This is a genomic window from Streptomyces sp. L500, assembly GCF_054551825.1.
The window spans coordinates 161,271-183,805 of the sequence record NZ_JBTOLC010000006.1 but is presented as its reverse complement, the minus strand read 5'-3'; the positions used below and the strand labels follow the sequence as shown (position 1 = coordinate 183,805).

19 protein-coding genes and 1 riboswitch are annotated in these 22,535 nt (G+C 73.4%); of the genes, 15 read left to right on the top strand and 4 right to left on the bottom strand.

The genetic code is table 11. The features are described 5' to 3' along the window. Position 1: 1 nt before the first annotated feature. The 7 genes from ACX9I7_RS09475 (at position 2) to ACX9I7_RS09445 (ending at position 6,951) form a co-directional block, all read left to right on the top strand. The gene (locus ACX9I7_RS09475; RefSeq protein ID WP_387572618.1) at positions 2-1,003 is read left to right on the top strand and encodes an SDR family NAD(P)-dependent oxidoreductase; all 1,002 of its coding nucleotides are present in this window, start codon (positions 2-4) and stop codon (positions 1,001-1,003) included. A 48-nt stretch (positions 1,004-1,051) separates the two neighbouring features. After that, a complete protein-coding gene (locus ACX9I7_RS09470) occupies positions 1,052-1,765 on the top strand; it encodes a sugar phosphate nucleotidyltransferase (protein ID WP_358628594.1) in 714 nt (237 codons plus the stop codon). 9 nt (positions 1,766-1,774) lie between these two features. Next, a complete protein-coding gene (locus tag ACX9I7_RS09465) occupies positions 1,775-2,734 on the top strand; it encodes an NAD-dependent epimerase/dehydratase family protein (protein WP_459387054.1) in 960 nt (319 codons plus the stop codon). Further along, on the top strand, positions 2,731-3,438 hold the full coding sequence (locus ACX9I7_RS09460; protein ID WP_459387053.1) for a spherulation-specific family 4 protein: 708 nt from the start codon (positions 2,731-2,733) through the stop codon (positions 3,436-3,438). Before ACX9I7_RS09465 ends, ACX9I7_RS09460 begins: the two co-directional genes overlap by 4 nt. Positions 3,439-3,452: 14 nt before the next feature. Beyond that, positions 3,453-4,409 (top strand): endo alpha-1,4 polygalactosaminidase, encoded by a 957-nt coding sequence (locus ACX9I7_RS09455; RefSeq protein ID WP_459387052.1) that lies wholly within the window; start codon positions 3,453-3,455, stop codon positions 4,407-4,409. Between the two features lie 246 nt (positions 4,410-4,655). Then, positions 4,656-4,808, top strand: a riboswitch (cyclic di-AMP (ydaO/yuaA leader). A 4-nt stretch (positions 4,809-4,812) separates the two neighbouring features. Further along, positions 4,813-5,286 (top strand): C40 family peptidase, encoded by a 474-nt coding sequence (locus ACX9I7_RS09450; protein WP_358628582.1) that lies wholly within the window; start codon positions 4,813-4,815, stop codon positions 5,284-5,286. Positions 5,287-5,376: 90 nt separating this feature from the next. Further along, a complete protein-coding gene (locus ACX9I7_RS09445) occupies positions 5,377-6,951 on the top strand; it encodes a carboxylesterase/lipase family protein (protein WP_459387051.1) in 1,575 nt (524 codons plus the stop codon). A gap of 86 nt (positions 6,952-7,037) precedes the next feature. On the opposite strand, the gene ACX9I7_RS09440 is transcribed toward ACX9I7_RS09445, so the two are convergent. Next, entirely contained in the window at positions 7,038-8,336 is a 1,299-nt protein-coding gene (locus tag ACX9I7_RS09440) for a helix-turn-helix domain-containing protein (RefSeq protein ID WP_387572604.1), read from the bottom strand. A 187-nt stretch (positions 8,337-8,523) separates the two neighbouring features. Between ACX9I7_RS09440 and ACX9I7_RS09435 the strand changes: the two genes are divergently transcribed. Then, positions 8,524-8,970 carry a glycine-rich domain-containing protein gene (locus tag ACX9I7_RS09435; RefSeq protein WP_387572602.1) on the top strand — a complete coding sequence of 149 codons (447 nt, stop codon included), beginning with the start codon at positions 8,524-8,526 and terminating at the stop codon, positions 8,968-8,970. Between the two features lie 156 nt (positions 8,971-9,126). Next, the gene (locus ACX9I7_RS09430) at positions 9,127-9,798 is read left to right on the top strand and encodes a class I SAM-dependent methyltransferase (protein ID WP_459387050.1); all 672 of its coding nucleotides are present in this window, start codon (positions 9,127-9,129) and stop codon (positions 9,796-9,798) included. Positions 9,799-9,826: 28 nt separating this feature from the next. On the opposite strand, the gene ACX9I7_RS09425 is transcribed toward ACX9I7_RS09430, so the two are convergent. Then, a complete protein-coding gene (locus ACX9I7_RS09425) occupies positions 9,827-10,282 on the bottom strand; it encodes a hypothetical protein (RefSeq protein ID WP_459387049.1) in 456 nt (151 codons plus the stop codon). Positions 10,283-10,421: 139 nt separating this feature from the next. Next, positions 10,422-10,844, bottom strand: a complete 423-nt coding sequence (locus tag ACX9I7_RS09420; RefSeq protein WP_459387048.1) for a YchJ family protein — start codon at positions 10,842-10,844, stop codon at positions 10,422-10,424. Positions 10,845-11,081: 237 nt separating this feature from the next. Between ACX9I7_RS09420 and ACX9I7_RS09415 the strand changes: the two genes are divergently transcribed. The 4 genes from ACX9I7_RS09415 to ACX9I7_RS09400 all read left to right on the top strand — a co-directional run bounded on the left by ACX9I7_RS09415 (position 11,082) and on the right by ACX9I7_RS09400 (position 16,193). Beyond that, positions 11,082-11,612, top strand: a complete 531-nt coding sequence (locus tag ACX9I7_RS09415) for a hypothetical protein (RefSeq protein ID WP_387572592.1) — start codon at positions 11,082-11,084, stop codon at positions 11,610-11,612. Between the two features lie 63 nt (positions 11,613-11,675). Continuing rightward, a complete protein-coding gene (locus tag ACX9I7_RS09410) occupies positions 11,676-12,701 on the top strand; it encodes a hypothetical protein (protein ID WP_387572590.1) in 1,026 nt (341 codons plus the stop codon). Between the two features lie 147 nt (positions 12,702-12,848). Beyond that, positions 12,849-13,322, top strand: coding sequence for a hypothetical protein (locus tag ACX9I7_RS09405; RefSeq protein ID WP_459387047.1), 474 nt, complete (start codon positions 12,849-12,851; stop codon positions 13,320-13,322). A gap of 6 nt (positions 13,323-13,328) precedes the next feature. After that, on the top strand, positions 13,329-16,193 hold the full coding sequence (locus tag ACX9I7_RS09400) for a M48 family metalloprotease (RefSeq protein WP_459387046.1): 2,865 nt from the start codon (positions 13,329-13,331) through the stop codon (positions 16,191-16,193). Between the two features lie 31 nt (positions 16,194-16,224). On the opposite strand, the gene ACX9I7_RS09395 is transcribed toward ACX9I7_RS09400, so the two are convergent. Then, positions 16,225-18,399: a hypothetical protein gene (locus tag ACX9I7_RS09395; RefSeq protein WP_459387045.1), complete on the bottom strand. Its 2,175-nt coding sequence runs from the start codon at positions 18,397-18,399 to the stop codon at positions 16,225-16,227. Positions 18,400-18,555: 156 nt separating this feature from the next. Between ACX9I7_RS09395 and ACX9I7_RS09390 the strand changes: the two genes are divergently transcribed. Together ACX9I7_RS09390 and ACX9I7_RS09385 are read left to right on the top strand one after the other, a co-directional pair. Further along, on the top strand, positions 18,556-19,923 hold the full coding sequence (locus ACX9I7_RS09390; RefSeq protein ID WP_459387044.1) for an alpha/beta hydrolase: 1,368 nt from the start codon (positions 18,556-18,558) through the stop codon (positions 19,921-19,923). Then, positions 19,920-22,520, top strand: a complete 2,601-nt coding sequence (locus ACX9I7_RS09385) for a bifunctional lysylphosphatidylglycerol flippase/synthetase MprF (protein ID WP_387572577.1) — start codon at positions 19,920-19,922, stop codon at positions 22,518-22,520. Before ACX9I7_RS09390 ends, ACX9I7_RS09385 begins: the two co-directional genes overlap by 4 nt. The last annotated feature ends 15 nt before the right edge of the window (positions 22,521-22,535 follow it).

The window sequence follows — 22,535 nt, the reverse complement described above, 5'->3', positions numbered from 1 at the left end:
CGTGTCCGCAAACGCACTCGTCGCCGTCACCGGCGCCGAAGGATTCATCGGATCGCACCTCGTGGAGGCCCTCGTCGCCGACGGTCACCGGGTCCGCGCGATGGTCCAGTACAACTCCTTCTCGTCCTTCGGCTGGCTGGAGGACCTGCCCGAGGAGGTCATGGAGCACGTCGAGGTCGTCCTCGGCGACGTCCGCGACCCCGGCTCCGTCCAGGGCCTGGTGGCCGGCGCCGAGACCGTCTACCACCTGGCCGCCCTCATCGCGATCCCGTACTCCTACCGGGCCCCGCACAGCTACGTCGAGACCAACGTCACCGGCACCCTCAACGTCCTGGAGGCCGTCCGCCACCAGGGCATCCCGCGCCTGGTCCACACCTCCACCAGCGAGACCTACGGCACCGCGCGGACCGTGCCCATCACCGAGGACCACCCCATCAACACCCAGTCCCCCTACGCCGCCTCCAAGGCCGGTGGGGACCGGCTCGCCGACAGCTACCACGCCAGCTTCGGCCTGCCCGTCGTCACCCTGCGCCCCTTCAACACCTTCGGCCCCCGCCAGTCCATGCGGGCCGTCATCCCCACCGTCATCGGCCAGGTCGCCGCCGGACAGCGCGCCATCACCCTCGGCGACCTGCGGCCCACCCGCGACTTCAGCTACGTCAAGGACACCGTGGCCGCCTTCCGCGCCGTGGGCACCGCGCCCGCCGCCGCCGTCCTCGGCCGCACCTTCAACTCCGGCACCGGCGAGGAGATCTCCGTCGGCGATCTGGTGACCCTCATCGGCAAGCTCATGGACACCGACCTGGAGGTGACCGAGGAGGCCGAGCGCGTCCGGCCCGCCAACTCCGAGGTGATGCGGCTGGTCTGCGACTCCTCCCGGCTGCGCGCCGCCACCGGCTGGGCCCCCGCCCACACCCTGGAACAGGGCCTCGCCGACACCATCGCCTTCTTCCGCGACCCCGCCAACCTCGGCCGCTACAAGACCGGCATCTACAACGTCTGACGTTCCGTCCACTCACGCGGCACAAGACAAGAGAGGAACGGCACCCACATGCACGCAGTGATTCTTGCCGGAGGCAAGGGCGTCCGGCTCCGCCCGTACACGACCGCGCTGCCCAAGCCCCTGGTGCCCATCGGCGACCAGCACGCCATCCTCGAGATCGTCATGCGCCAGCTGGCCGGCGCCGGGTTCACCAGCTGCACCCTCGCCATCGGCCACCTCGGCCACATCATCCGCGCCTACGTCGGCGACGGCTCCCAGTGGGGCCTCGACGTCGACTACACCACCGAGGAGAGCCCCCTGGGCACCATGGGCCCGCTCCTCACCATGACCGACCGGCTTCCCGAACGTTTCCTGGTGATGAACGGGGACGTCCTCACCGACCTGGACTTCGGCGACGTCCTGCGCGACCACACCGTCTCCGGGGCGCCCCTGACCATCGCCACCTACCCCCGCCGGGTCAGCATCGACTTCGGCGTCCTGACCACCGAGGCGGGCCGCGTCGTCGGCTTCGCCGAGAAGCCCAGCATGGACTACCGCGTCTCCATGGGCGTCTACGGAGTCTCCCGCGCCGCCCTCGACCGCTACACTCCCGGACTGCCGCTCGGCTTCGACGAGCTCGTCCTCGACCTGCTGGCGGACGGCACCCCGCCCAACGCCTACGAATTCGACGGCTACTGGCTCGACATCGGCCGCCCCGACGACTACGACCGGGCCAACGCCGAGTTCGCCATCCGCCGTGACCTGCTGATCAAGGGAGCGTGACCGGCCCCGATGCGCATCCTCGTCCTGGGCGCCACCGGCTTCCTGGGCCGGCACACCGCCTCGCGCCTGCGCGCCCTCCCGGGCGCGCACGTGCGGGTCGCCGGCCGCGCCCCCGCCGCCGGGCCGCCTCCCGGCCCGGCGACGGTCGACCTGCCGCCAGTCGACCCGCTGCCCGTCGACCTGGCGTCCGCCGACCCCGACCGGCTCGCGGCTCTGATCCGCGAGGCCGCCCCCGACGCCGTCGTCAACTGCGCGGGGGCGGTCGGTGGCAGCGCCGTGACCCTCACCGCCGTCAACGCCCGCGGCCCCGCCGTGCTCTGCGAGGCCCTGAGCGCCGCCGCCCCGGACGCCCGCCTGGTCCACCTGGGCTCGGCGGCCGAGTACGGGCCCGCCGAGGCCCGGCTGCCCGTCGGCGAGGGCGCCCCGGCCCGCCCGCTCGGCCTCTACGGCGCGAGCAAGCTGGCCGGCACCCTCGCCGTCACCGGCTCCGGCCTGGACGCCGTCGTCCTGAGGGTGTTCAACCCCGTCGGCCCCGGCGCCCCCGCAGCCTCCCTCCCCGGCCGCCTCGCCGCCGAACTGCGCCGGGCGGGACCCGACGACCGCGTCCGCACCGGGGACCTCTCCGCCCACCGCGACTTCGTCGACCCGCGCGACGTCGCCGAGGCCGTCGCCCTCGCCGTCACCGCCCCCCGCCCCCTGCCCGCCGTCCTCAACATCGGCAGCGGCACCGCCCGCCCCGTCCGCGACGTGGCCGAAGGGCTGCTGCGCGCGGCCGGGTTCACCGGCCCGGTCGGCGACCGCGTCGCCGAGGACGGCGACGGCTCGCCGCGCTCGGCCGCCGTCCCCTGGCAGCAGGCCGACATCACCGCCGTCGGCCGCACCCTGGACTGGGTGCCCCGGCACTCCTTCACCGATTCCCTCACCGACCTGTGGGCCGCCACCGCGCCCGCCACGGAGCCCGTGCCATGACCGCCACCGCGCCCGCCGCCCACCAGGACGACGGGCGGCTGCTCGTCCCGCTCTACGTCCACCCCGCCACCCACCCCGAGGAGTGGGCGGCGCTGCTCGAAGCCGCCCCCCGGCTGTACGGGGTCGTCCTCAACGTCGCCGACGGCCCCGGCGACCGCCCCGACCCCGCCTTCCACGCGGCGGCCGCACGGCTGCGCGCCGCGGGCGTCCGGCTGCTGGGCTACGTCGACACCGGCTACGGCCACCGCCGCACCGGCGCCGTGGTCGCCGACATCCGCCGCCACCGCCGGTGGTACGACGTGGACGGCGTCTTCCTCGACCAGGTCCCGGCGCACGACACCCCGCTGCCCCACTACCGCCGCGTGGTGCTGGCCGCCCGGGTGCTCGGCGCCCGTACGGCCGTCCTTAACCCCGGCGCCCACCCCGAGCCCGGGTACGCCTCGCTCGCCGACCTCCTGGTCACCTTCGAGGGCACGTGGGAGGACTACCGACGCGCCCGGATCCCGGAGTGGACCACCGGCCATCCACCGGAGCGGTTCTGCCACCTCGTGTACGGCGTGCCCGAGGAGCGCACGGCGGGCGTGGCGCGGCTCGCCGCCCGGCGCGGTGCCGCGGTGCACTGCGCGGTGCCGGGCACGGGGGCCAACCCCTGGCGCTCGGTGCCCCGGGCGGCCGCCGGCCTCGCGGCGGGGGGCGCGATATGAACGCGCGTGGGGGTATGGGGAGTTGGCGTGGCGGGAGCGCTCGGCGCGTCCGGGCTGGGCTGTGCGCCGCGCTGCTGCTGGTCCTGGCGGCCTGCTCCGCGTCGCCCGCCGACGACGACGGGCCGGACCGGGACGACGAGGGCGTCACGGCGGCCCCCCGCGCCTCGGGTTCCCCTCGCGCCTCGGGCAAGCCGGAGGCCACCGGCACTCCGGACGCCTCGGCCTCGCCCGGGAGTTCGGCCACGGGTTCGGCGCCGGGGTCGGCCGGGGCCCGTTGGCAGCCGAAGCCGGGCACCGGCTGGCAGTGGCAGCTGGACGGAAAGGCCGACACCTCGGTGGACGCCCCCGTCTACGACATCGACGGATTCGAGAATTCGGCCGAAACCGTGGCCCAATTGCATTCCCGCGGCCGGAAGGTGATCTGCTACATCAATGCCGGCGCCTGGGAGGACTTCCGGCCCGACCAGGGGAAATTCCCCAAGACCCTGCTCGGCAACAAGAACAAGGGGTGGAAGGGCGAGAAATGGTTCGACATCCGCCGCCTCGACACCCTGCGGCCGCTCATGGCGGCCCGGATGGACATGTGCCGGCAGAAGGGGTTCGACGCCGTCGAACCGGATCTGACCGAGGGATTCCGCAATACCACCGGCTTTCCGCTGACGGCCGATCACCAGCTCGCCTTCAACCGGATGCTGGCGGATCTCGCCCATGAGCGGGGCATGGCCATCGGGCTGAAGAACGACCTGGACCAGATCCCGCAGCTGGTGAACGTCTTCGACTTCGCGGTGAACGAACAGTGCGCGCAGTACGACGAGTGCGAGAAGCTCAGCCCCTTTGTGAAGAGTGACAAAGCGGTCTTTCATGTCGAATACGAACTGCAGCCGGGGGAGTTCTGTGCCACGGCGCGGCGGCTCGGGCTGAGCTCGATGCAGAAGAAGCTGGAGCTGGACGCCTGGCGCCGGCCCTGCTGAACGTGCCTCCCGGAATTACTCGTTCCATGCTGCAAGTACCCGCGGTCACAGGGGTTTAGGGCCAGTTCGGCGGGGGCGCACGGCGCGCGGTTCCGGGTCTGCTCCCGAAGTGAAGAAGTTCACAGATGGCCGCCCGGGTGCCGGATTTTAATGATTCATGGTGCAGGATCTCTCACCGAACACAAGATCCCGTCACCCTGGCGGGCCACCCGGGCGGACGCCGAGTCCTGCCGCCGCCCCGGGTGCGGCATCGAATTGATGAATCGGCAGGAGCGGGAGACCCAAGCGGTACGGATCACGAAGTCGGTGGTCCTTGGGGTGAAGCCGGGAAATCCGGCCGGGCAACTTCGCAGCCCGAACCCGACAGGTCATCTTTCGTAGGCGGATGTCGAAGGGCTTCGGCATGTCTGCTATGCCTCGCATTCCCGCGCTCATATCCCGGGCCGGCACCGCCTCGGCCGTCACCGCCGCCACGCTGGCGGCGTCGGTGCTCGTCCCCGGCCTCGCCTCCCAGGCGTCCGCGGCCACCCCCGGTGAGCAGGCTCTGAGGGTCGCCGCCGCCAAGGCGGGCTCCCCCTACCAGTACGGCGCCGCCGGCCCGAACCGGTTCGACTGCTCGGGCCTGACCCAGTACTCGTTCAAGAAGGTCGGCAAGAACCTGCCGCGCGTGGCCGCCGACCAGTACAACCGCACCCGGCACATCTCCGGCGGCTCCCGCCAGGTCGGCGACCTGGTGTTCTTCCACTCGGGCAGCAACGTCTACCACGTGGGGATCTACGCGGGTAGCAACAAGATCTGGCACGCCCCCAAGCCCGGCGCCACGGTCCGCCTGGAGAAGATCTGGACCGGCAGCGTCTGGTACGGACGCGTCAACTAGGCTCCTTGATCGGGCGGTCCGGAACCCGGGCCGTCCGACATCCGTGTTCGCGCACGGGGGTGCCGCTTCCGGGCGCGGGAGGGAGCGACGATGAGCGATGTCACCGGCGGAACCGGCGTCACCGGCGGAACCGCCCCCACTGGCCCCACCAGTCCCACCGGCCTCACCGGTCCGGAGGTCCGTACGGACCGGGGCACCGTACGGGGCCGTACCGAGGACGGCCTCGCCGTCTTCCGGGGGATCCCCTACGCTCAGCCGCCCGTGGGCGAGCTGCGCTTCATGGCCCCCCGTCCGGCCCGCCCCTGGGACGGCGTGCGGGACGCGGGGGAGTTCGGCCCGCCGCCCCCGCAGTCCGGCCCGATCCCCGCGACCCGCACGACCGCCGGCGACGACTGGCTCACCCTGAACGTCTGGTCACCGGACCCCGGCGGCTCCGGACTGCCCGTCCTGGTGTGGATCCTCGGCGGCGGCTACGTCTCCGGCCACGCGGGCGACCCGCTCTACGACGCCGGGCTCCTGGCCCGGCAGGGCGGCCTCGTCGTGATCACCCTCAACTACCGGGTGGGCGCCGAGGCCTCCGCCCAGCTCGAGGGCGCCCCCGCCAACCGGGGCCTGCTCGACCTGATCGCGGCCCTGGAGTGGGTCCAGGAGAACATCGCCGGCTTCGGCGGCGACCCCGCGCGCGTCACCGTCGCCGGCCAGTCCTCCGGCGCCGGCTCGGTCGCCACCCTGCTGGCCGTCCCCCGCGCCGCCGGTCTCTTCCGCCGGGCGACAGCCCAGTCCGTCCCCGGCCTCTACACCACCCCGGCCCTCGCCTCCGGCCTCGCCGCCGAGCTCGCCGGGAGCCTGGGCACCATCCCCACGGCGGCCGGTCTCGCCACGATCGACCCGTGGCGGCTGGCCGAGGCGATCACCCCGATGATGTACGGCCTGCCCGCACAGGCCGACCGCTGGGGACCGCTGGCCCGGACCGGCTCCCCGTTCTCCGTCGTGGTGGACGGCGACCTCGTGCCGGAGACACCCTGGACGGCCCTGCCGGACGGCCGGGCGAGCGGCGTCGACCTGCTGACCGGTCACACCCGGGACGAGTTCCGGCCGTTCCTCGTGATGAGCGGCGGCCGGGACAAGGTCACCGACGAGGACACCACGGCGGCGCTGAACGCCTTCGCCCCCGGCCCCGACGGCCCCCGCGCCTACCGCGCCGCCTACCCGGACGCCACGCCCGTGGAACTCTTCGAGACCGTCCACAGCGACGTCCTGTTCCGCATGCCCTCGCTCCACCTCGCCGAGGCCCACACCGCCGGCGGCGGCACGGCGCACCTGTACGAGCTGCGCCGCCCCGCACCCGCCCTGGGCGGCGCGCTCGGCGCCGCCCACGGGCTCGACGTCTCACTGCTGTTCGGCACCTACGACGCCCCGCAGGCCAGGCTGCTGCTCGGCGAGGGCCCCCTCCCCGAGGACCTCCTGGCCGTCGGGGAGGAGATCCGCCGCTCGTGGACGGCCTTCGCCACCCACGGCGACCCGGGCTGGCCCGCCCACACCGCCGCCGACGGCCGCCTCACCCGCCTCCTCGACACGGAGCCGAGCACGGCCCCGTACCCGGAGGAGCCGTCCCGAAAGGTCTGGGAGGGCCACACGGTCCGGCCCTACGACCTGCCGGCCTGACGGGGGGAGCGGGCTGGCGGGGCGAACCTCCGCCAGTCACGGAGCGCATGGCCCTTCCCCAGCCGTGCCGGACGGACCGCGAAGCGTCACCCGCTCTCCGTCCGGATGCGGGCCCCCAGGGCCGAAGCCAGTTCCCGGGCACCGGCGGTACGCGGGTGCCGGTTGATCAGGTCGCTGGCGACTCGCCGGATGGCGGGCCGGTCCCGTACCTCCGCCGGGGAAACACGCAGGGCGTGGAGGAGAGCGTCGGCGGTCTGCTGAGGTTTGTCCCACTGCCACCAGGCGCGTGCGAGGTCGGTGTGCATGCGGGCGCGCCGTTCGGCCGTCGAGAACTGCGTGGGGTGCAAGCTGCGGCCGGCGTGGAGGGCGGTGCCCGCGTCACCGACGGCCCAGTGCACGCCGACCTCGTAGAGGGTGACCGCGGCTGGGCTGATCGAGAACACGGCACCCGCCGGCGGCTGGTCGGGCAGGCGTGCGGCTGCACGGCCGGCTTCTCGAATGAGCGTCAGGGCCCGGTCGCGGTCACCGGCTCGGGCGGCGGTGTAGGCGGTGGTGCAGAGCATCTGGGCGTACGTCATCGCCTGTGCCTGCGTGGCCAGCCCCGTGCGCTCGACGGCTGTCAGCGCCCGGTCGACCAGCCGCTGGGCCGCCTGCGGCTGGTCTTGATGCCGGAGCACGATGCTCAGCTCGCGGGATGCCTCGGCTGTGGCGATGGCGCTGCCGGACAGGTCCGCGTAGGTCAGGGCCCGGTCCGCTGTCAGCCGGGACCGCTCATAGCGACCGATCTTCGTCAGGAGCCGAGAGGCCAGGGAATAGCACGACGACACGGTCGCGTACGCCGTCCGTGAGCCGGTTCGGGTGGCGGCGTGGGCATCGGCCAGCAGCGTCGGCAGCGCTTCGAGCAGCTGGGCGTGCCGGCCGGAGTCGAAGAGGGCCTGGGCCGGGGCCAGACGTGGGGGGGCCGGCGCGGCGCCGCCCGGTGACGTGGGGATGGCTGCCAAGGCGTCGTCGATACCGGCCAGCAGCTGGATGGTGCCCGCCACTCCGGCAGTGGTGAGCAGTGTGCGGCGGCGCAACGGGTCCTCCTCGCGACACGGACCAGATGGCGCCACTGTAGTAGCCGCCGCCTCGTCGAGGCCGATGGCGATGGCCAGAACATCTGTCGGTAACCCCACCTCGCGCGCGGCGTGTCGGAGCAGGCCCAGGTCGCCCGTCCCGTGGCGCTCGAGGCGGGAGACGGTGGAGGCCGAACAGCCCAGTCTCCGGCCGAGATCGGCCTGGCGCCAGCCGCGGCGGGTCCGGCCGAGCCGGATGAGGGCACCGGCCTGACGCCCTTCGATCAGGGCGACCGCTTCGGCCGTCCTCCACAGCGGATCGGTGCTCATCACACCCCCAGTGGGCGGGACCGGCGCGCCCACGGTACGTGTGGCCGCAGGGCGCGTCGAGGGCGTGTGCAGCATCTGCACACCATGTGCGACCTGCGGCAATGGATCACCGGGAGTGACGTGGGCGGGGTGCACTGAGGGAGTGCCCCGGCCGTGGGGCACAGGGATCGAGCCAAGGGAGGACAGCATGGCAACGGCAGTCGAGGCCAGGTCGACGGTCCGCGACCCCCGCACGTACGTGAAGCCGGAAGTGTGGGAGCGGGAAATCCTGCTGCTGATGCGTGACTACCCCTTCGACGAGGTGTACGCGAACCGCCTGTTCCACGCGGCCGTGTCGTACCTGATCACCGCGATGGACAAGTGGGGCGAGAAGCTGGAGATGTGCTGCGGCCGCACCGTGGACATCGCTGTTCACACCTTCATCCTGGACACCAGGAACTACCGGGAGTTCTGCGCCGAGCACTTCCAGGGCCGATTCCTGGAGCACATCCCAGAGATCGAGTTCAAGTACGACGGCTCGGTGGAACGCACTGCGAAGATCATTCACGACAACGGGTTCGAGGTGGACTGGAAGCTCTGGGAAGCCGACTACGCCAAGTGCGGCCCGTGCGCACCTGGCACCAGTTGTCACTGAGCGAACCGGAAAGGGTCAGGCCCGGGGGCGCTACGAGCGCTCCCCGGGCCGCTTCATGGGCCGGGCGGGCGGACTGCGGCGAACACGCCTCGGCGGCAGGACGGCGCCGGTACGGTGGCGAACTCACGTGGCCCGCCGTTCCCCGCGAGGAGCACCATGCCCCGCCCACCCCTCACCCCCGCCGAGTACTGGGACCTCTACAAGCCCCACCGGGGCGAGGGGACGCAGCCGGCCCCCGAGCCGGGACGGTTCGAGTGGACGCAGTTTCCCGGCCACGGCCCCGGCCCCGAACTTCTCGGCACGCCGCGCACGGTTCTGGAACTCGGCCCTGGGGAAGGCGCCGACGCCGTCCACCTGGCCCGCCGGGGCGCCGAGGTCACGGGCGTCGACTTCTCCGCGTTCCAGACCGAGCGCGCCCGCCGCTGGTGGGCGAACGAACCAGGCGTCACTTTCATCCACGCCGACGTGTGCGACTACCTCGTCACCGAGGCCACCGAGTACGACGCGATCTACTCCATGTGGGGCGCGGTCTGGTTCACCGACCCCGAACAGCTCCTCCCCTTGGTGGCCAAGCGCCTGGCGCCGGCGGGCGTCTTCGTCTTCAGCCACGCCGAGCCCGGCCCCGATGCGTACGGCCCTCAGCGGATGCGCGGGAAGTGGCTCGAAGGCCGGCAACGGGAGCTCACGGTACTGCGCTGGCAGTACCCGCCCCGGACGTGGGCCGATCTGCTCAAGCGCAGCGGCTTCACGGACATTGACGCACGCGTCGTTCCCCCGCCGGGCGACGAGACTCTGGGCACTCTCCTCGTGCGCGCGGGCGTCGCCTGAACCTTCGTTCCCGCCCCTTGGCGCCGGGTCAGCAGCCCGCCATCTTGCCGTAGGCGATCCAGACCTCGCCCTTGTTGTTGAGGCTGACGTTCCCGGACTTGTGCAGCCCGGTGTACTTCCCGCGGTACTTCCGCAGCTCGCCGACGGGCGACTCCAGCGTCATGTAGGGGGAGTCGGGCTTCCAGTCGCCGGAGAACTGCGCGTAGACCCCGTTCGTCCCGTCGGTACCGCTCGCCCAGCAGGCGCGGGAGCCGGAGTAGAGCACGAGGTTGCCGTCGTACTGCATCTCCAGACGGTAGCCGCCGTTCTGGAGGCAGTGGCCGGGGATGAGCCTGTCGGTGAACGACGTGCCGTCGCCGCGGCACCCCTGCGCATGGTGCGCGGCATGCGAGGGTGCGGCCGTGGCCTGCCCCGCCGTCGTGGCCAGGGTGATCGCCAGCAGGTTCGCCGCGACGACCGCGCAGGCACGGAAGGCTGTCCTCATATTGTTCCGCCTGTTCTCGTGAGCGTTTCGTACGTCCGATACTCCGAACGCAGACGGTACTTGCGCGCTCACGCCAGGTGGCCGAGATCTCGCAGTCTCACCCCAGCGTGTGTATGCGCCGAGGTCGGACAGCCACGCCCTACTCCACCGCGTCCAGGTACACCCAGTGGCCGTCCTCCCGTACGAAGCGGCTGAGCTCGTGCTGGGAGCCGGTCTCGCCGTGGGCCTCGTAGTGGGCGCGGAACTCGACCGTTCCGTCGTTGTGGAAGGTGCTGCCACCGGTCGTGGCCAGGACGTCGAGCCCGGTCCAGCGGATGCCGGGGTCGAGGTCGAGGTCGGCCGGGCGCGTGGAGGAGTGCCAGGTGCGCAGCAGGTAATGGGGGTCGAGGACGACGAAGGCGCTGTAGCGCGAGCGCATCAGGCGCTCGGGGGTGGGGGCCGTGGCGCGGCCGGCGTGGAAGGCGCCGCAGCAGTCGCCGTACGTCGCGCCGAGCCCGCAAGGGCACGGCGAGCCGGCGGTGACGACGGGCGGCTTCGGGGAACGGGAGCTTCTTCTGGACACCCCACGATTCTGCCTGCCCGAAGGAGCGCCCCCGGCCACGGGGGCGAACCCTTTCGGCGGCAGGGCCGGATGGCGTCGTCCCCGCTGTTCTTTCGGGTGAATTCCCAGCTCATCGGGGTGTGCGGGCCCGGCGCGCGGCGCCGGTCACCGGGAGCGACCGGTTGCGCGCCCGTCCGGCGCGGCGGACGGTGGTCGGGTCCCGACAGGTGTTCGGGCGTTCGGAAGGGAGTCATCCGTATGCGCGGCACCAAGCTCACCGCCATAGCCACGGCCCTCGTCTGCGGTTCGGTCGCCGGCTCGGTCGCCCTGGGCGCCACCGGACCCGCGCTCGCCGCCGGCCGCGCGGCCCGGCCCGCCGCCGCGGCGACCGGGCCGGCGGACTCCATCGGCAGCCTGGGCGAGACGCTCCACCTCGGCTCCCGGATCACCAAGGAGGCCGATTCCTGGAACCCCGACGTGGAGCACCTGCGGGACCTGAGAACGCGGCTGCGGGAATCGGCCGAGCGGCTGCTCGCCGACATCCGGGCGGTCAAGGCCAAGACCCCGGCCCGCCCCGGCACCGACGGCCTGGCGGTCGACCCGCTCACGGACGTCAAAACACAGCTGGACACCCTGGTCAAGGACGTGAACGACCTGCTGGCGGCCGTCGACGCCAAGGACGTCGGCAAGGTCACGGCGCTCAACGGCAAGGTGACCGCCGACCTCCGGGCCCTCCTCACCTCCGTACCCAAGCTCCTGGCGAACCCGGCGCCCCTCCCGGGACAGTAGCCACCTCCGCTCCTTCCGGCACACCCCTGTTCGAGGGCGCCAGGCTCCGCTACGGTCGGCCCGGTGCGCAGACGTCTGTTCGTCGCAGCGATCCTTACCGCCTCCCTGACGACCGCCTGCGGCGGCGAGGGCTCGGAGGAGCCGGACCCGGATCCCTCCCGCTCCCGGCGCGCCGACCAGGCCGAACCGCTCTTCCACGGCGGCCGCCGGGCCAGCGCCCAGAACCCGGCGTTCTCCCCGGACGGACGCTCGCTCCTCTTCACCGTCTTCGAGGACGGCTACAACGAGGGCGCCGCCGCCCTGCGCGTCCTGCCCCTGGCCGGCGGCGACGGCGGCACGCCCGGGGCCACGCCCCGCACCCTGCTCGACGAGCGGGACAAGGCGGCCGTGAACCTGCCGGGTTCGAGCTGGAACCCGTCCGGCGAGGTGGCCTTCGCCTCCGACCGGGCCGGCGGCGGCCGGGACGAGGTCTGGGTGCTCAGACCCGGCGGACGGCCCACCCGGGTGACCGAGCACGAGGGACCCTCCGGCTATCTGGAGCCCAGCTTCTCCCCGGACGGCGAGTGGATCGTCTTCCAGGAGAGCGTCGAGCGCGAGGGCTCCGGCGACGGCGCCGAGCTCGGCTCCCTGTGGAAGGTCCGGCGCGACGGCAGCCGCGCCACCAAGCTCGTGGACGGCCCCGCCACCCGGACCGACAACCGCCAGCCCAACTGGTCCCCCAAGGGCGACCGGCTGGTCTTCCAGCGGCGCGAGGAGGACGGCGACGACTGGGCGCTGTACGTCATGAACGCGGACGGCTCGGGGTCGCGCCGCCTCACCCGGGACGCGGGGGAGCACACCGACCCCAGCTGGTCGCCGGACGGGCGGTCGGTGGTGTTCTCCTCCACGGCGGGCGGCCTGGAGCTGCCGCAGATCTTCGTCATCCCCGCCGACGGTTCCGGGGCGCCGCTCCGCGTGACCAGGAACCCCGACACCTACGACGGCGCCCCCAGCTGGTCCCCGGACGGCCGCTGGATAGCCTTCGAGTCCCACGAGGGCGGCGAGGACCGCCCGAGCTCCCTGTGGCGGATCCCGGCTCCCCGGACCTGACGGCACGCCCGCCCGCGAACTCGAACCAACTAGGAATCGCGGGTGGAGCGAGAGGCTCCGCAGTACCGTGCTCTTGCGGAACTCACGTCACAGGAGGGCGCGATGGGCTCTGGAGCGACTTCAGCCGGCGGACGTACGGTGCGCGACGTGGTCCACGAGGTCGTGGCCGAGGTCGCGCCGGAGGAGCTGCCCCTGGTGACGGCGCTGGCCCGGTTCGACGACGCCACGGTCGTCCGGCGGCTGGGCCGCACGGGCGGGCGGCGCGAGCCGCTGGGGTTCGGGCTGGGCGAGGTCGTGGCGATGGCCGCGCCCGTGGTGTGGCTGGTCCTGGACGAGGCGGGGCGCCGGATGGCGGACGCCGTCGTGGACGCCGCGGCCACCAGGTCGAGGTCCGTGCTGCGCAAGGTCCTCCGCCGGCCGTCCGCGCCCGTCGTCCTCCCCGCCCTGAGTCCGGAGCAGCTGGCCGAGGTCCGTCGGCGCGTGGTGGAGACGGCCCTGGCGCGGGGCCTGACGGCGCGCCGGGCGGAGACGATCGCCGACGCGGTGGTGGCCCGGCTGGCGCTGGCGGATGCGGAGGCGGGGGACGGGACACCGGAGTCCCCCGCACCGGAGCGGGGCTAGCGCCGCATGGCGACCACGACGCCTCCCCGGATACGGGTCGACGAACGGGTGATGGGCGCGGGCACGACGGTGCGCTTCGTGCTCCTGATGGTCCTGTTGCTGGTGAGCTGCTGGAATGTGATGGGAGGCATCACCCGCCGGGCCGCCCTGCGGACCGGGTTCGACCACTACGGCTGTCTGTTCGCCGCCGGGGGCGATCCGTTCGCGGGCAGCGTCACGCGCGACACGGTCGCCATGGCCCTCCAGCGCCCGGCCTATCAAGCCTGCCTCGACCGCTACGAGCCGCCGCTGGCCTGGTGGGTGACCCTTTCCTGGCCGGTGCTGCTCGTGGTCGTGGCCTGGGCGCTGTTCCGGGCCGTCCCCGCCTGGAGGACGCGGCGCGGCAGGGCCGTCCCGCTGGCGGCCGTCGACCCCGACGGCGGAATCCTGCGGCTGGTGGAGGAGCTGGCGACGGTGGCCGGGCTGAGCCGGGTGCCGCGCGTCGTCATCGATCCGGCGGCGGCCTCGACGGGCGCGGTCGTGCTGGGCAGCGACCGCCGCCCCACGGTGTGCCTCCACGGGGGCCTGCTCGCCCGCAGGCACACCGATCCGGAGGGCTTCCGGGCGGTGCTCCTCCACGAACTCGCCCACATCCGCAACCGGGACGTGACGCTCACCTACGTCACCTTCGCCGTGTGGTGGGCGTTCGTCGCCGTGGTGCTCGTGCCCGCGGTGGCGGTCCTCGTCCGGAGCGCCGTCTCCATCGCGCCGCAGTTCCAGGACACCCAGGTCCCGTCCCTGGTGCGGAGCTTCGGGTTGCTGGGCTTCCTGGTCGTCCTGGTCCACCTCGCCCGCGCGGACGTGTTGCGCAGCCGGGAGATCTACGCCGACCTCGCGGCGGTGCGCTGGGGCGCGGATCGCGGTGGCTGGGCGGTCACGACACCGGACCCGCCGCCGGCCGGATGGCGGCGGGCCGCCGGGGCCCTCGCGGAGCTGTGGCGCACCCACCCGAGGTGGGACCTTCGCCGGCGGTCCCTCGACGACCCCGTCGTGCTGTTCGGCGTGCGGGCCCTGCCGCTCTTCCTGACCGGAGCCGCCGCCACCGTGATCACCTCCCAGGCGCGTCACGAGGTGCTCGCCGCGAACGCCGGGTGGGCGGACCACGCGTGGGTACTGGCCTCGGCCGTGCTGGTCGTCGGAGTGCTCGGCGTCGCGCTCTGGCGGGGGGTGGCCCACGCCGTGCTCACCTCGCGCCGGGTGCCGTCCGGGGTGCGCGCGGGGCTGTGGCTGGGGGCGGGGATGGCGGTGGGCGAACTGGTCGTGGACGACGTGACGTCGTTCACCTGGTTGCCCGCACGGCCCTGGGTCCTCGCGCTGGTGGTGCTCGCGGGAGGGACGTTCGCGTGGTGGGCCACCCAGTGCGCGCACCTGTGGATCCGGGCGTGGCCGGGCCGGACGATCCGCCCGCCGATGCTGCTGGGGCTGGCGGCCATGTGCCTGGTGCTGTCGGCGTGGTTCGAGTGGTGGCAGCGGACCGGCACGTTGTACGCGGCCGGCGGGCCCTTCGACACGGGGGGCTTTCTGCAGTCGTCGGGTCTGGCGTCCGTCGCCGAGCCGTACCGGTCGCTGCCCGCCAAGGCGCTGCTGGAGCTGTCCACGGTGGCCGGCCGGCCCCTCGTGCTCCCGGCGGTCGCGACGTTGTGGGTCGTGCCGTTGCTCGCCTGGGCGATCGGCCCGGCCACCGCCCCGCCCGGCTGGATGCGGGACGCCACCGGCGGCGGCGCCGTGGAGCCGGACGGGGAGGTGGTGCCGCCGCTGCGGCGCGTGCTCCTGGCCGTGCTGCTCGGCGGGGTGTCGGCCTGTGCCGCCCTCGCGGGCGCGATGGCCTTCCTCCACGCCCGGCGGGCCTCCGAGGGCCTGACGGTTCTCGACGTGCTGACCTACTGCGGATGGATCCTGGTGGCCCTGGGGACGGCGGCGGCGGTGGCCGCCGTCGTCGCGAGCGCGTCGGCCGGGCGCTACCGGCTGCTCGTCGCGCTCGTCGCGGGCGAGGCGGCGGTGGCGGCGGGCTGCGCCGCGACGTTCACGCTCGCCTCCTTCGACGGATGCGTCCCGCCGCTCGGCACGCTCGCCCGGACCTGTGGCTGGCGCCCCGAGGTGCCCTGGCCGCTCTACCGGCTCCTGCTGGGTCCCGCTCTGCTGCTGGGCGTGGTCGTCGCCGTCGGCGCGGCCGCGGCCGTGTCGGCGGTCGGGGCCGTGCGACGGCGGCCCGCGTCGCGCGGCGCCGCCGCCCCAGGACGGGCCGTGCGGCCCGTCCGCCGCGCGGTCGCGGTGGGCCTGCTGTGCGCCGTGGCGGTGGGCGCCACCGTGGCGGCGGGGGTGTTCCGGGCGGGGGACGGCAAGGGCCTCGACGACAGGGCGCGCGGACGTGAGCCGGCGATCACTGTGGGCCGTGCGGAGGCGGGGGGCGGCCCCGAGGGGCCGCCCGTATCCGCCCGGACCCGGGAGATCCAGGTGCTCGCCTGGCACATGTACGGCGGGGAAGAGCTGGTGAAGCGCTTCATGACCGGCGCGAAGGGCTTCTCGGACCTTCTCGCGGCCGGGCGGGGCGAGGTGTCCGAATCCCGTGTCCGCCCCTTCTGCGAGGACTTCGCGCGGATCGCGCGGGACGCCGGCGCGTTCTTCCGGGTGCCGGAGCCGCGGGCCGCGGAGCTGTGGAAGCAGTTCGTCGCCCAGGTGGAGAAGACGGGCCGGACGTGCGGTCAGGCCGTGGAGCAGTCGAACGGCCGGCTCCTGGAGCGGTCGATGAGCGAGCTCGTCGGGGCGGCCCGCCTGGGCGGCGCGGTGATCGCGCGGACGAAGGCGGTGGCGGAGGAGGGCGACATCCGGTAGACGCCCCGGGCCACCGCCTTCGTCCCCGGCGTCAGCCCATGCTGACGGTGAGCAGTGCGTACTGGGCGACTGTCAGCGGAACGCTCACCGTTCCGCCGTCCACCGTGAAGGGCACCGCTCGCGGAGCGGGCGATGCCGCGTCAGGCGAGCTGACGGTCGCCCCCAGCACCTTCTTCCCGGCCGGCACCGCCAGCGCGACCGTACACGCGGCGGGCGTCGTCCTGAACGCCGTCGGCACGTCCCCGAACCCCGTGAAGTTGACCAGCTGGACCACCACGTCACCGCCCAGCCGCCCCATCTCCAGATGGATCCGGTCGTCGCCGCTCAGCGTCACCGAAGGCGGCGCGGCGGACCGTACCGGGGCGAGGAGGAGCTCGCCCGCCGCCTTGTCGGCCGTGTCCAGGTACGCGTGCCCCGGCAGGGACTTGACGTACCGGCACGTCCCCGCGCCGAACCGGTTCTGCTTGCCGTCCGGCAGGGCGTCGCCCTTGCGGAAGCCGAGGACGTCGGCGAGCGCGTACTCGCTCCGGGCCGTGCCCAGCTCGTCCAGTGCCGTCGGCGCCGGGCCGGTGATCACGACGGTGCCGCCGCCCGCGACGAACCCCCGCAGCACCGCCGCCTCCGCGTCCGAGACCGCCTGGAGGTTGGGCAGCAGCAGGACCTTCAGCCCGGCCAGATCGGCGGCGGTCAGCCCCGGGCTGGTGACGGTGACGAATGGGACGTGCGCGTACACCAGCGCCTTGACCGTGCCGCGGAACTCCCCGAGCCACGCCTGCCGGGCGCAGCTCTCCTCCGCGCTGCCCGAGCTCCACCACTCCTTGACGCCGGCCGGCTTCTTGACGTTGGCGTACATGCCCGTGCCGGGTGAGGGGCTGACGAAGTCGCGTGAGGCGGAGGAGTGGTAGACGCCGACCTCGGCGGCGGTCGTGGTGGTGTAGAGCTTCTCCTGGTTGGCCGCCACGAAGGCGTACATGCGGGTGCGCATGGCCTTGTCGGTGGTCTCGTTCTTGAACGGGCTCTTGACCTCGTACGGGTTGCAGCCCGCGGCCAGCAGCTCGGCCATCACCAGGGACGCGTCGTCGGCCTTCCAGCCGTAGGAGAACGCCCAGGCCGGCTTGGTGCCGCTGGCGGCCCGCGCGTACTTGTACATGGAGATCAGGCAGGTCCAGTCGGTGGCGGTGGCGTGGCGCATACCGTCGTAGTTGCCGAGGACGTCCACCTCCCACATCTGGCTCACGCCCTCCGCCGTGCGCAGGTACGCGCCGTCGAGGCCGACCAGCGTGGCGTACTGGTAGTCCATGCTGACGGTCTCGACGAAGGTGACGAGGTCGGGGTTGACGGCCCGGCCGGCGGCCGCGATGTCCAGCTGCCACTGGTGGAGGTTGCGGTGGCGCCATTCGACGTAGCGGCGGAAGGTCAGGCTGGTGAAGTCGGCCTTGGGGGGCAGCGCGAGGCCGGTGTCGGCCTTGAAGGCGGCCGCGGCCCAGGAGGAGCCGTCACACCAGCTCAGCGCGCCGTCGAAGTAGATGGGGACGTCCGGCCAGATGGCGTCGAGGCCGGTGCCGGCGAGGGCCTTGACCCGGCCCAGGTAGTAGTCGCGCCAGGGGGAGTCGGGGCTGAGCCAGCAGCTCTCGTCGCCCGGGTCCACCCAGACGACCAGGCTGCCGTAGAAGACGTTGGGCCTGCCGTCGAGGGAGCGCTGGACCCACTCCTTGCCCCGGTCGTTCTTGTAGAAGGAGCGGCCCTTCTCGCCGCCGACACTGATGAGTTCCATCGACGGGTAGTACATGACCACGCGGAGGCCCGCCGCGTGGGCGAGGCCGACGAAGTCCCTCACCTTGCCGACGTGCTGGGTGAACTCCTGGTCCGTCAGCCAGTTGGACAGGACGGTGTCGAGCTCGATCACGCTGACGTTCTGCGCCTTGAGGGCGTCGATCACCGGCTTCATGTCCCGGACCGGGTCGGCGTCCTCGTCGAACGTCCCGTCGGCCAGCCGGGCGAACCGGCTCCACTCGGGGAAGGCCCCCGCCCGTACGGCGGGCGCGGCCCACGCCGCCCGGTCCAGGGGCAGCGGGGCGGGTGCGGCGGGGGAGGCGGCCGAGGCGGGGCCGGCGAGCGCCAGGTGCTGCCCCGCCACGGCGGCGCCCCCCACCCCCAGCCCCGCCCGTAACAGCCCTCTTCGGCTCATTCTCCGGGGCACGTCCATGACTTCGACCTCCTGAGGTGACGTCCGGCGCCGCTGTCGCGGCAGTCGCGCGAAGCAGCGATTCTGCTGGGAATCCGGCGGGAGGGAAGAGTTCCGGCAATGCCGCGCCCATACGCCCCGGGTTGCCGGAAATCGGTAAATACGTAGCATTTTGTCGTGGTGCGGATACGGATACCGGACGGCCCGCCGCGGCTCGCGGCGGGCCCACTGGACCTCGCGGCGGGCCCCCTCGACTGGTCCCTGGTGAGCGGATGGATCCCGTTCGCCGTCCTGGCCGCCGGCCTCTGCGCCCTCGCCGCCCTGTTCTCCTCCCGGCGGCGCGTGTGGTGGGCCCGCCGGTCCCCGGCGGCCGTGGTGCTCGCCGCCCTGCTCACCCTGCTCCTCCAGGTGGCCGTCGACGACTGGCTCCAGCCCTTCCCCGACCCCCTGCCCACGGAGGTCGTCCTCTGGGCGGGCGTCGCCGCCCTCGGCCTGTGCCTCACCGCCTTCCGGCTGCCGCTGCTGCGGCCGCGCCACTGGCTCCCGGCCGTGCTCGCGGGCCTGCTCGTCGTCCTCATGGGCGCCTCGCAGATCAACCGCCACTTCGACCAGTACCCGACGGCGCGCAGCGCCCTCAACGCCTGGCTGCAGAAGACCACCCGCCTCTCCGAGGCCACCGGCACCGCCGGGCCCACCCTGGCCGTGCCGCCGGGCAAGGCGCTCTCCGAGGTGTGGCGGCCCCCGGCGGGCATGGCCGACACGGGCACGATCTCCCGGACCGACATCCCCGGCACCGTCTCGGGCTTCAAGGCCCGCAGCGCGTACGTCTATCTGCCGCCCGCCTACAAGGCCACCCCGCGCCCGCTGCTGCCCGTGCTCGTCCTGATGGCCGGTCAGCCGGGCTCGCCCGACGAGTGGATCAACTCCGGCCGGCTCGTCGAGATGATGAACGCCTTCGCCCGCGACCACCGGGGCCTGGCCCCCGTCGTCGCCGTCGTGGACCCGCTCGGCTCGCAGTTCGCCAACACCCTCTGCCTGGACTCCCGGCTCGGGAACGTCCAGACCTACCTCGCCACGGACGTCCCCGACTGGATCCGCTCCCACCTCCAGGTCGCCGGCGCCCGCACCTCCTGGGCCGTCTCCGGCCTCTCCTTCGGCGGCACCTGCTCCCTCCAGCTCGGCGTGAACGCCCCCCAGGTCTACGGCGTCGTCAACGACATCTCCGGGCAGGACGCCCCCACCCTCGGCAGCCGGCAGAAGACGATCGACAAGGCCTTCGGCGGGGACGCGGCCGCCTACGAGAAGGTGAACCCGCTGGACGTCATGGCCCGGCAGCGCTTCCCCGACACCAAGGCGGCCTTCGTCGCCGGCAGCGACGACGGCACCTACCGGCCGCAGCAGCGGAAGGTCTACGAGGCGGCGGTGAAGGCCGGGATGCGGGCCGAGTTCGTGCTGCTGCCCGGCGGGCACAGCTGGGCCGTCTGGCGTCCCGGCCTGGAGCGGCAACTGCCCTGGCTGTCCCGCGAGACGGGACTGATCCGGTGAGCGCGCCCGGCGGGGCACCCGGGGGCGGCGACGTGCCCGGCGCGGGCGGCGGTGGCGGCCCGGCCGCCCCGCCGCCCGTACCCGCGCCCGGTGACATGCCCGGCGTCGGCGACAGCGCCCACCCCTGGCGGGCCACCCTCGACCGGCTCCTCGTGCCCGTCCGCCACGCCCCCTTCACCCTGGGCTTCCTCGCGGTGCTGTGGATCGTCGGCGCCGTCACCGGCTCCCTGGGCTCCGGCCCCCGGCCGCACCGCATGGAACGGATCGCCGTCGGCGTGCCCGCGCTCGCCGAGGGCCGCTGGTGGACGCCCGCCAGCTCCCTGCTGTGGTGCCCCGGGCTCGGCGCCTACATCGGCTCGACCGTCATCGTGCTGCTCCTCGTCACCCCCGCCGAGCGGCGCCTGGGCGTCGCCAGAGCCGCCGCCGCGCTCCTCGGCGGCCAGATCCTGGGCACCCTGCTGGGCGTCGGAGCCGTGAAACTCGGCTCCCTCGCGGGCGAGCAGTGGCTGGACAGCCTCACCCAGGACCTGTCCGTCACCCCCACCGTGGGCGCCCTCGCCGCCGGAGCCGTCCTCAGCTACCGGCTCACCGCCCTGTGGCGGCGCCGGGTACGGCTCGGCATCGTCGCCTTCTCCCTGGTCATGGCCCTGTACGTGGGCCACCTCCAGGGCGTGCTGCGGCTCGGCGGCGCGGTGGCCGGGCTCGCCGCGGGCGCCCTGCTCCTCCGCCGCCGCGGCCCCCTGCGCCCGCTGCACTCCTCCCACACCGAGGCCCGGGTGCTCGTCGCCCTCGTCGTGGCCGCCGCCGCGATCGGGCCGATCACCGCCATCCTCTACAAGGACGCCTACGGTCCCTTCAGCACCTTCAACGAGCTCTACGTCTCCACCCGGCCCAGCGCCCAGGACGTCGCCGACGCCTGCGCCCAGTCGGCCCGCGACTGCCACGCCGCCCACGCCGTCCGCGGCTTCTACGACTCGCCCGCCATCGCCATGGCCGTCGTCGTCCCCGTCGTCCTCCTCGTCCTCGCCGAGGGACTGCGCCGGGGGCTGCGGCTCGCCTGGAGCCTGGCCGTCCTGCTCCACCTCGGCTGGATCGCCCTGTTCGCCTACTGGCTCCACGACTTCCTCGGCAACCCCTCGGCCTACGGCGCGGAGCCCACCGAGCACGTCGACTACATCCAGTACTTCGCCGAGCAGATGCTGCTGCCCGTCCTGGTGCTGCTGCTTCTGCTGGTCACCCGGAAACGCTTCGACCTGCGCCTGCCGCGCTCCGCCCTGGGGGGCCTGGCCGCCGTGGCCGGGGGCGCCCTGCTGCTGGCCTCCGCCGCGTACGTGGGCATCGGCTGGGCGGTGCGCGACCAGTACGATCCGGCGGCCGGCTTCGGCCCGCTGCTGAGCGGCCTGGTGTCGGAGTACCTGCCGCCCGCGTTCCTCGGCTACTTCACGGACTGGCCGGTGCCGGTCGGCGGCGCGGCGGAGACCCTCTTCCGCTACTGCGGGCTCCTCTTCTGGCTGGTGACCCTGATCGCGCTGCTGATCACCTTCCGCAGGCCCCGGCTCCACACCGACGCCGACGCGGCCGTGCGCGCCCGCGAACTGCTCGTCGCGCACGGCGGCTCGACGCTGTCGTACCTGACGACCTGGGACGGCAACTACTACTGGTTCGCCGCCAACGGCCGCACCGCCGTCGCCTACCGGGTCATCGCCACGGTGGCGCTGACCACGGGCGATCCGTTCGGGGTGCCGGAGGAGCGGGCGGACGCGGTGGGCGGCTTCGCCCGCTTCTGCGACGAGCGCGGCTGGACGCCCTGCTTCTACAGCGTCGGCGCCGCCACCCGCGAGGCCGCCGAGCGGCTGGGCTGGCGCTCGGTGCAGGTCGCCGAGGACACCGTGGTGCCGCTGCCCGACCTGGCGTTCACCGGGAAGAAGTGGCAGGACGTGCGCACGGCGCTGAACAAGGCGAAGAAGGAGGGCGTCACCGCCGAGTGGTGGTCCTTCCCCGACGCGCCCGTCGCCGTCACCGACCAGATCCGGTCGATCTCCGAGGAGTGGGTCGCCGACAAGGGCCTGCCGGAGATGAACTTCACCCTGGGCGGCCTCGACGAGCTGGACGACCCGGCCGTGCGCTGCCTCCTCGCCGTCGACGCCGAGCACACCGTGCACGGCATCACCAGCTGGATGCCGGTCTACGAGGAGGGCCGGCCCGCGGGCTGGACGCTGGACTTCATGCGGCGCAGGGCGGACGGCTTCCGCGGCTCGATGGAGTTCCTGATCGCCTCGGCCGCGCTCGGCTTCAAGGAGGAGGGCGCCCGTTTCCTCAGCCTCTCCGGCGCCCCGCTGGCCCGCAAGGCGACCGAGGAGCCACCGGTCGCCCTCCAGCGGGTCCTCGACTACGGAGGGAAGATGCTGGAGCCCGTCTACGGTTTCCGGTCACTGCTCGCGTTCAAGGCGAAGTTCCAGCCGCGCTACCGGCCCATGTACATGGCGTATCCGGACCCGGCGGCCCTGCCCGCCATCACCCGGGCGGTCAGCAAGGCGTATCTGCCGCACTTGACGGCCGTCCAGGGGGTGCGGCTGGTGCGGCAGTTCTCGGCGTAGCTCTAGGCTCCTCCA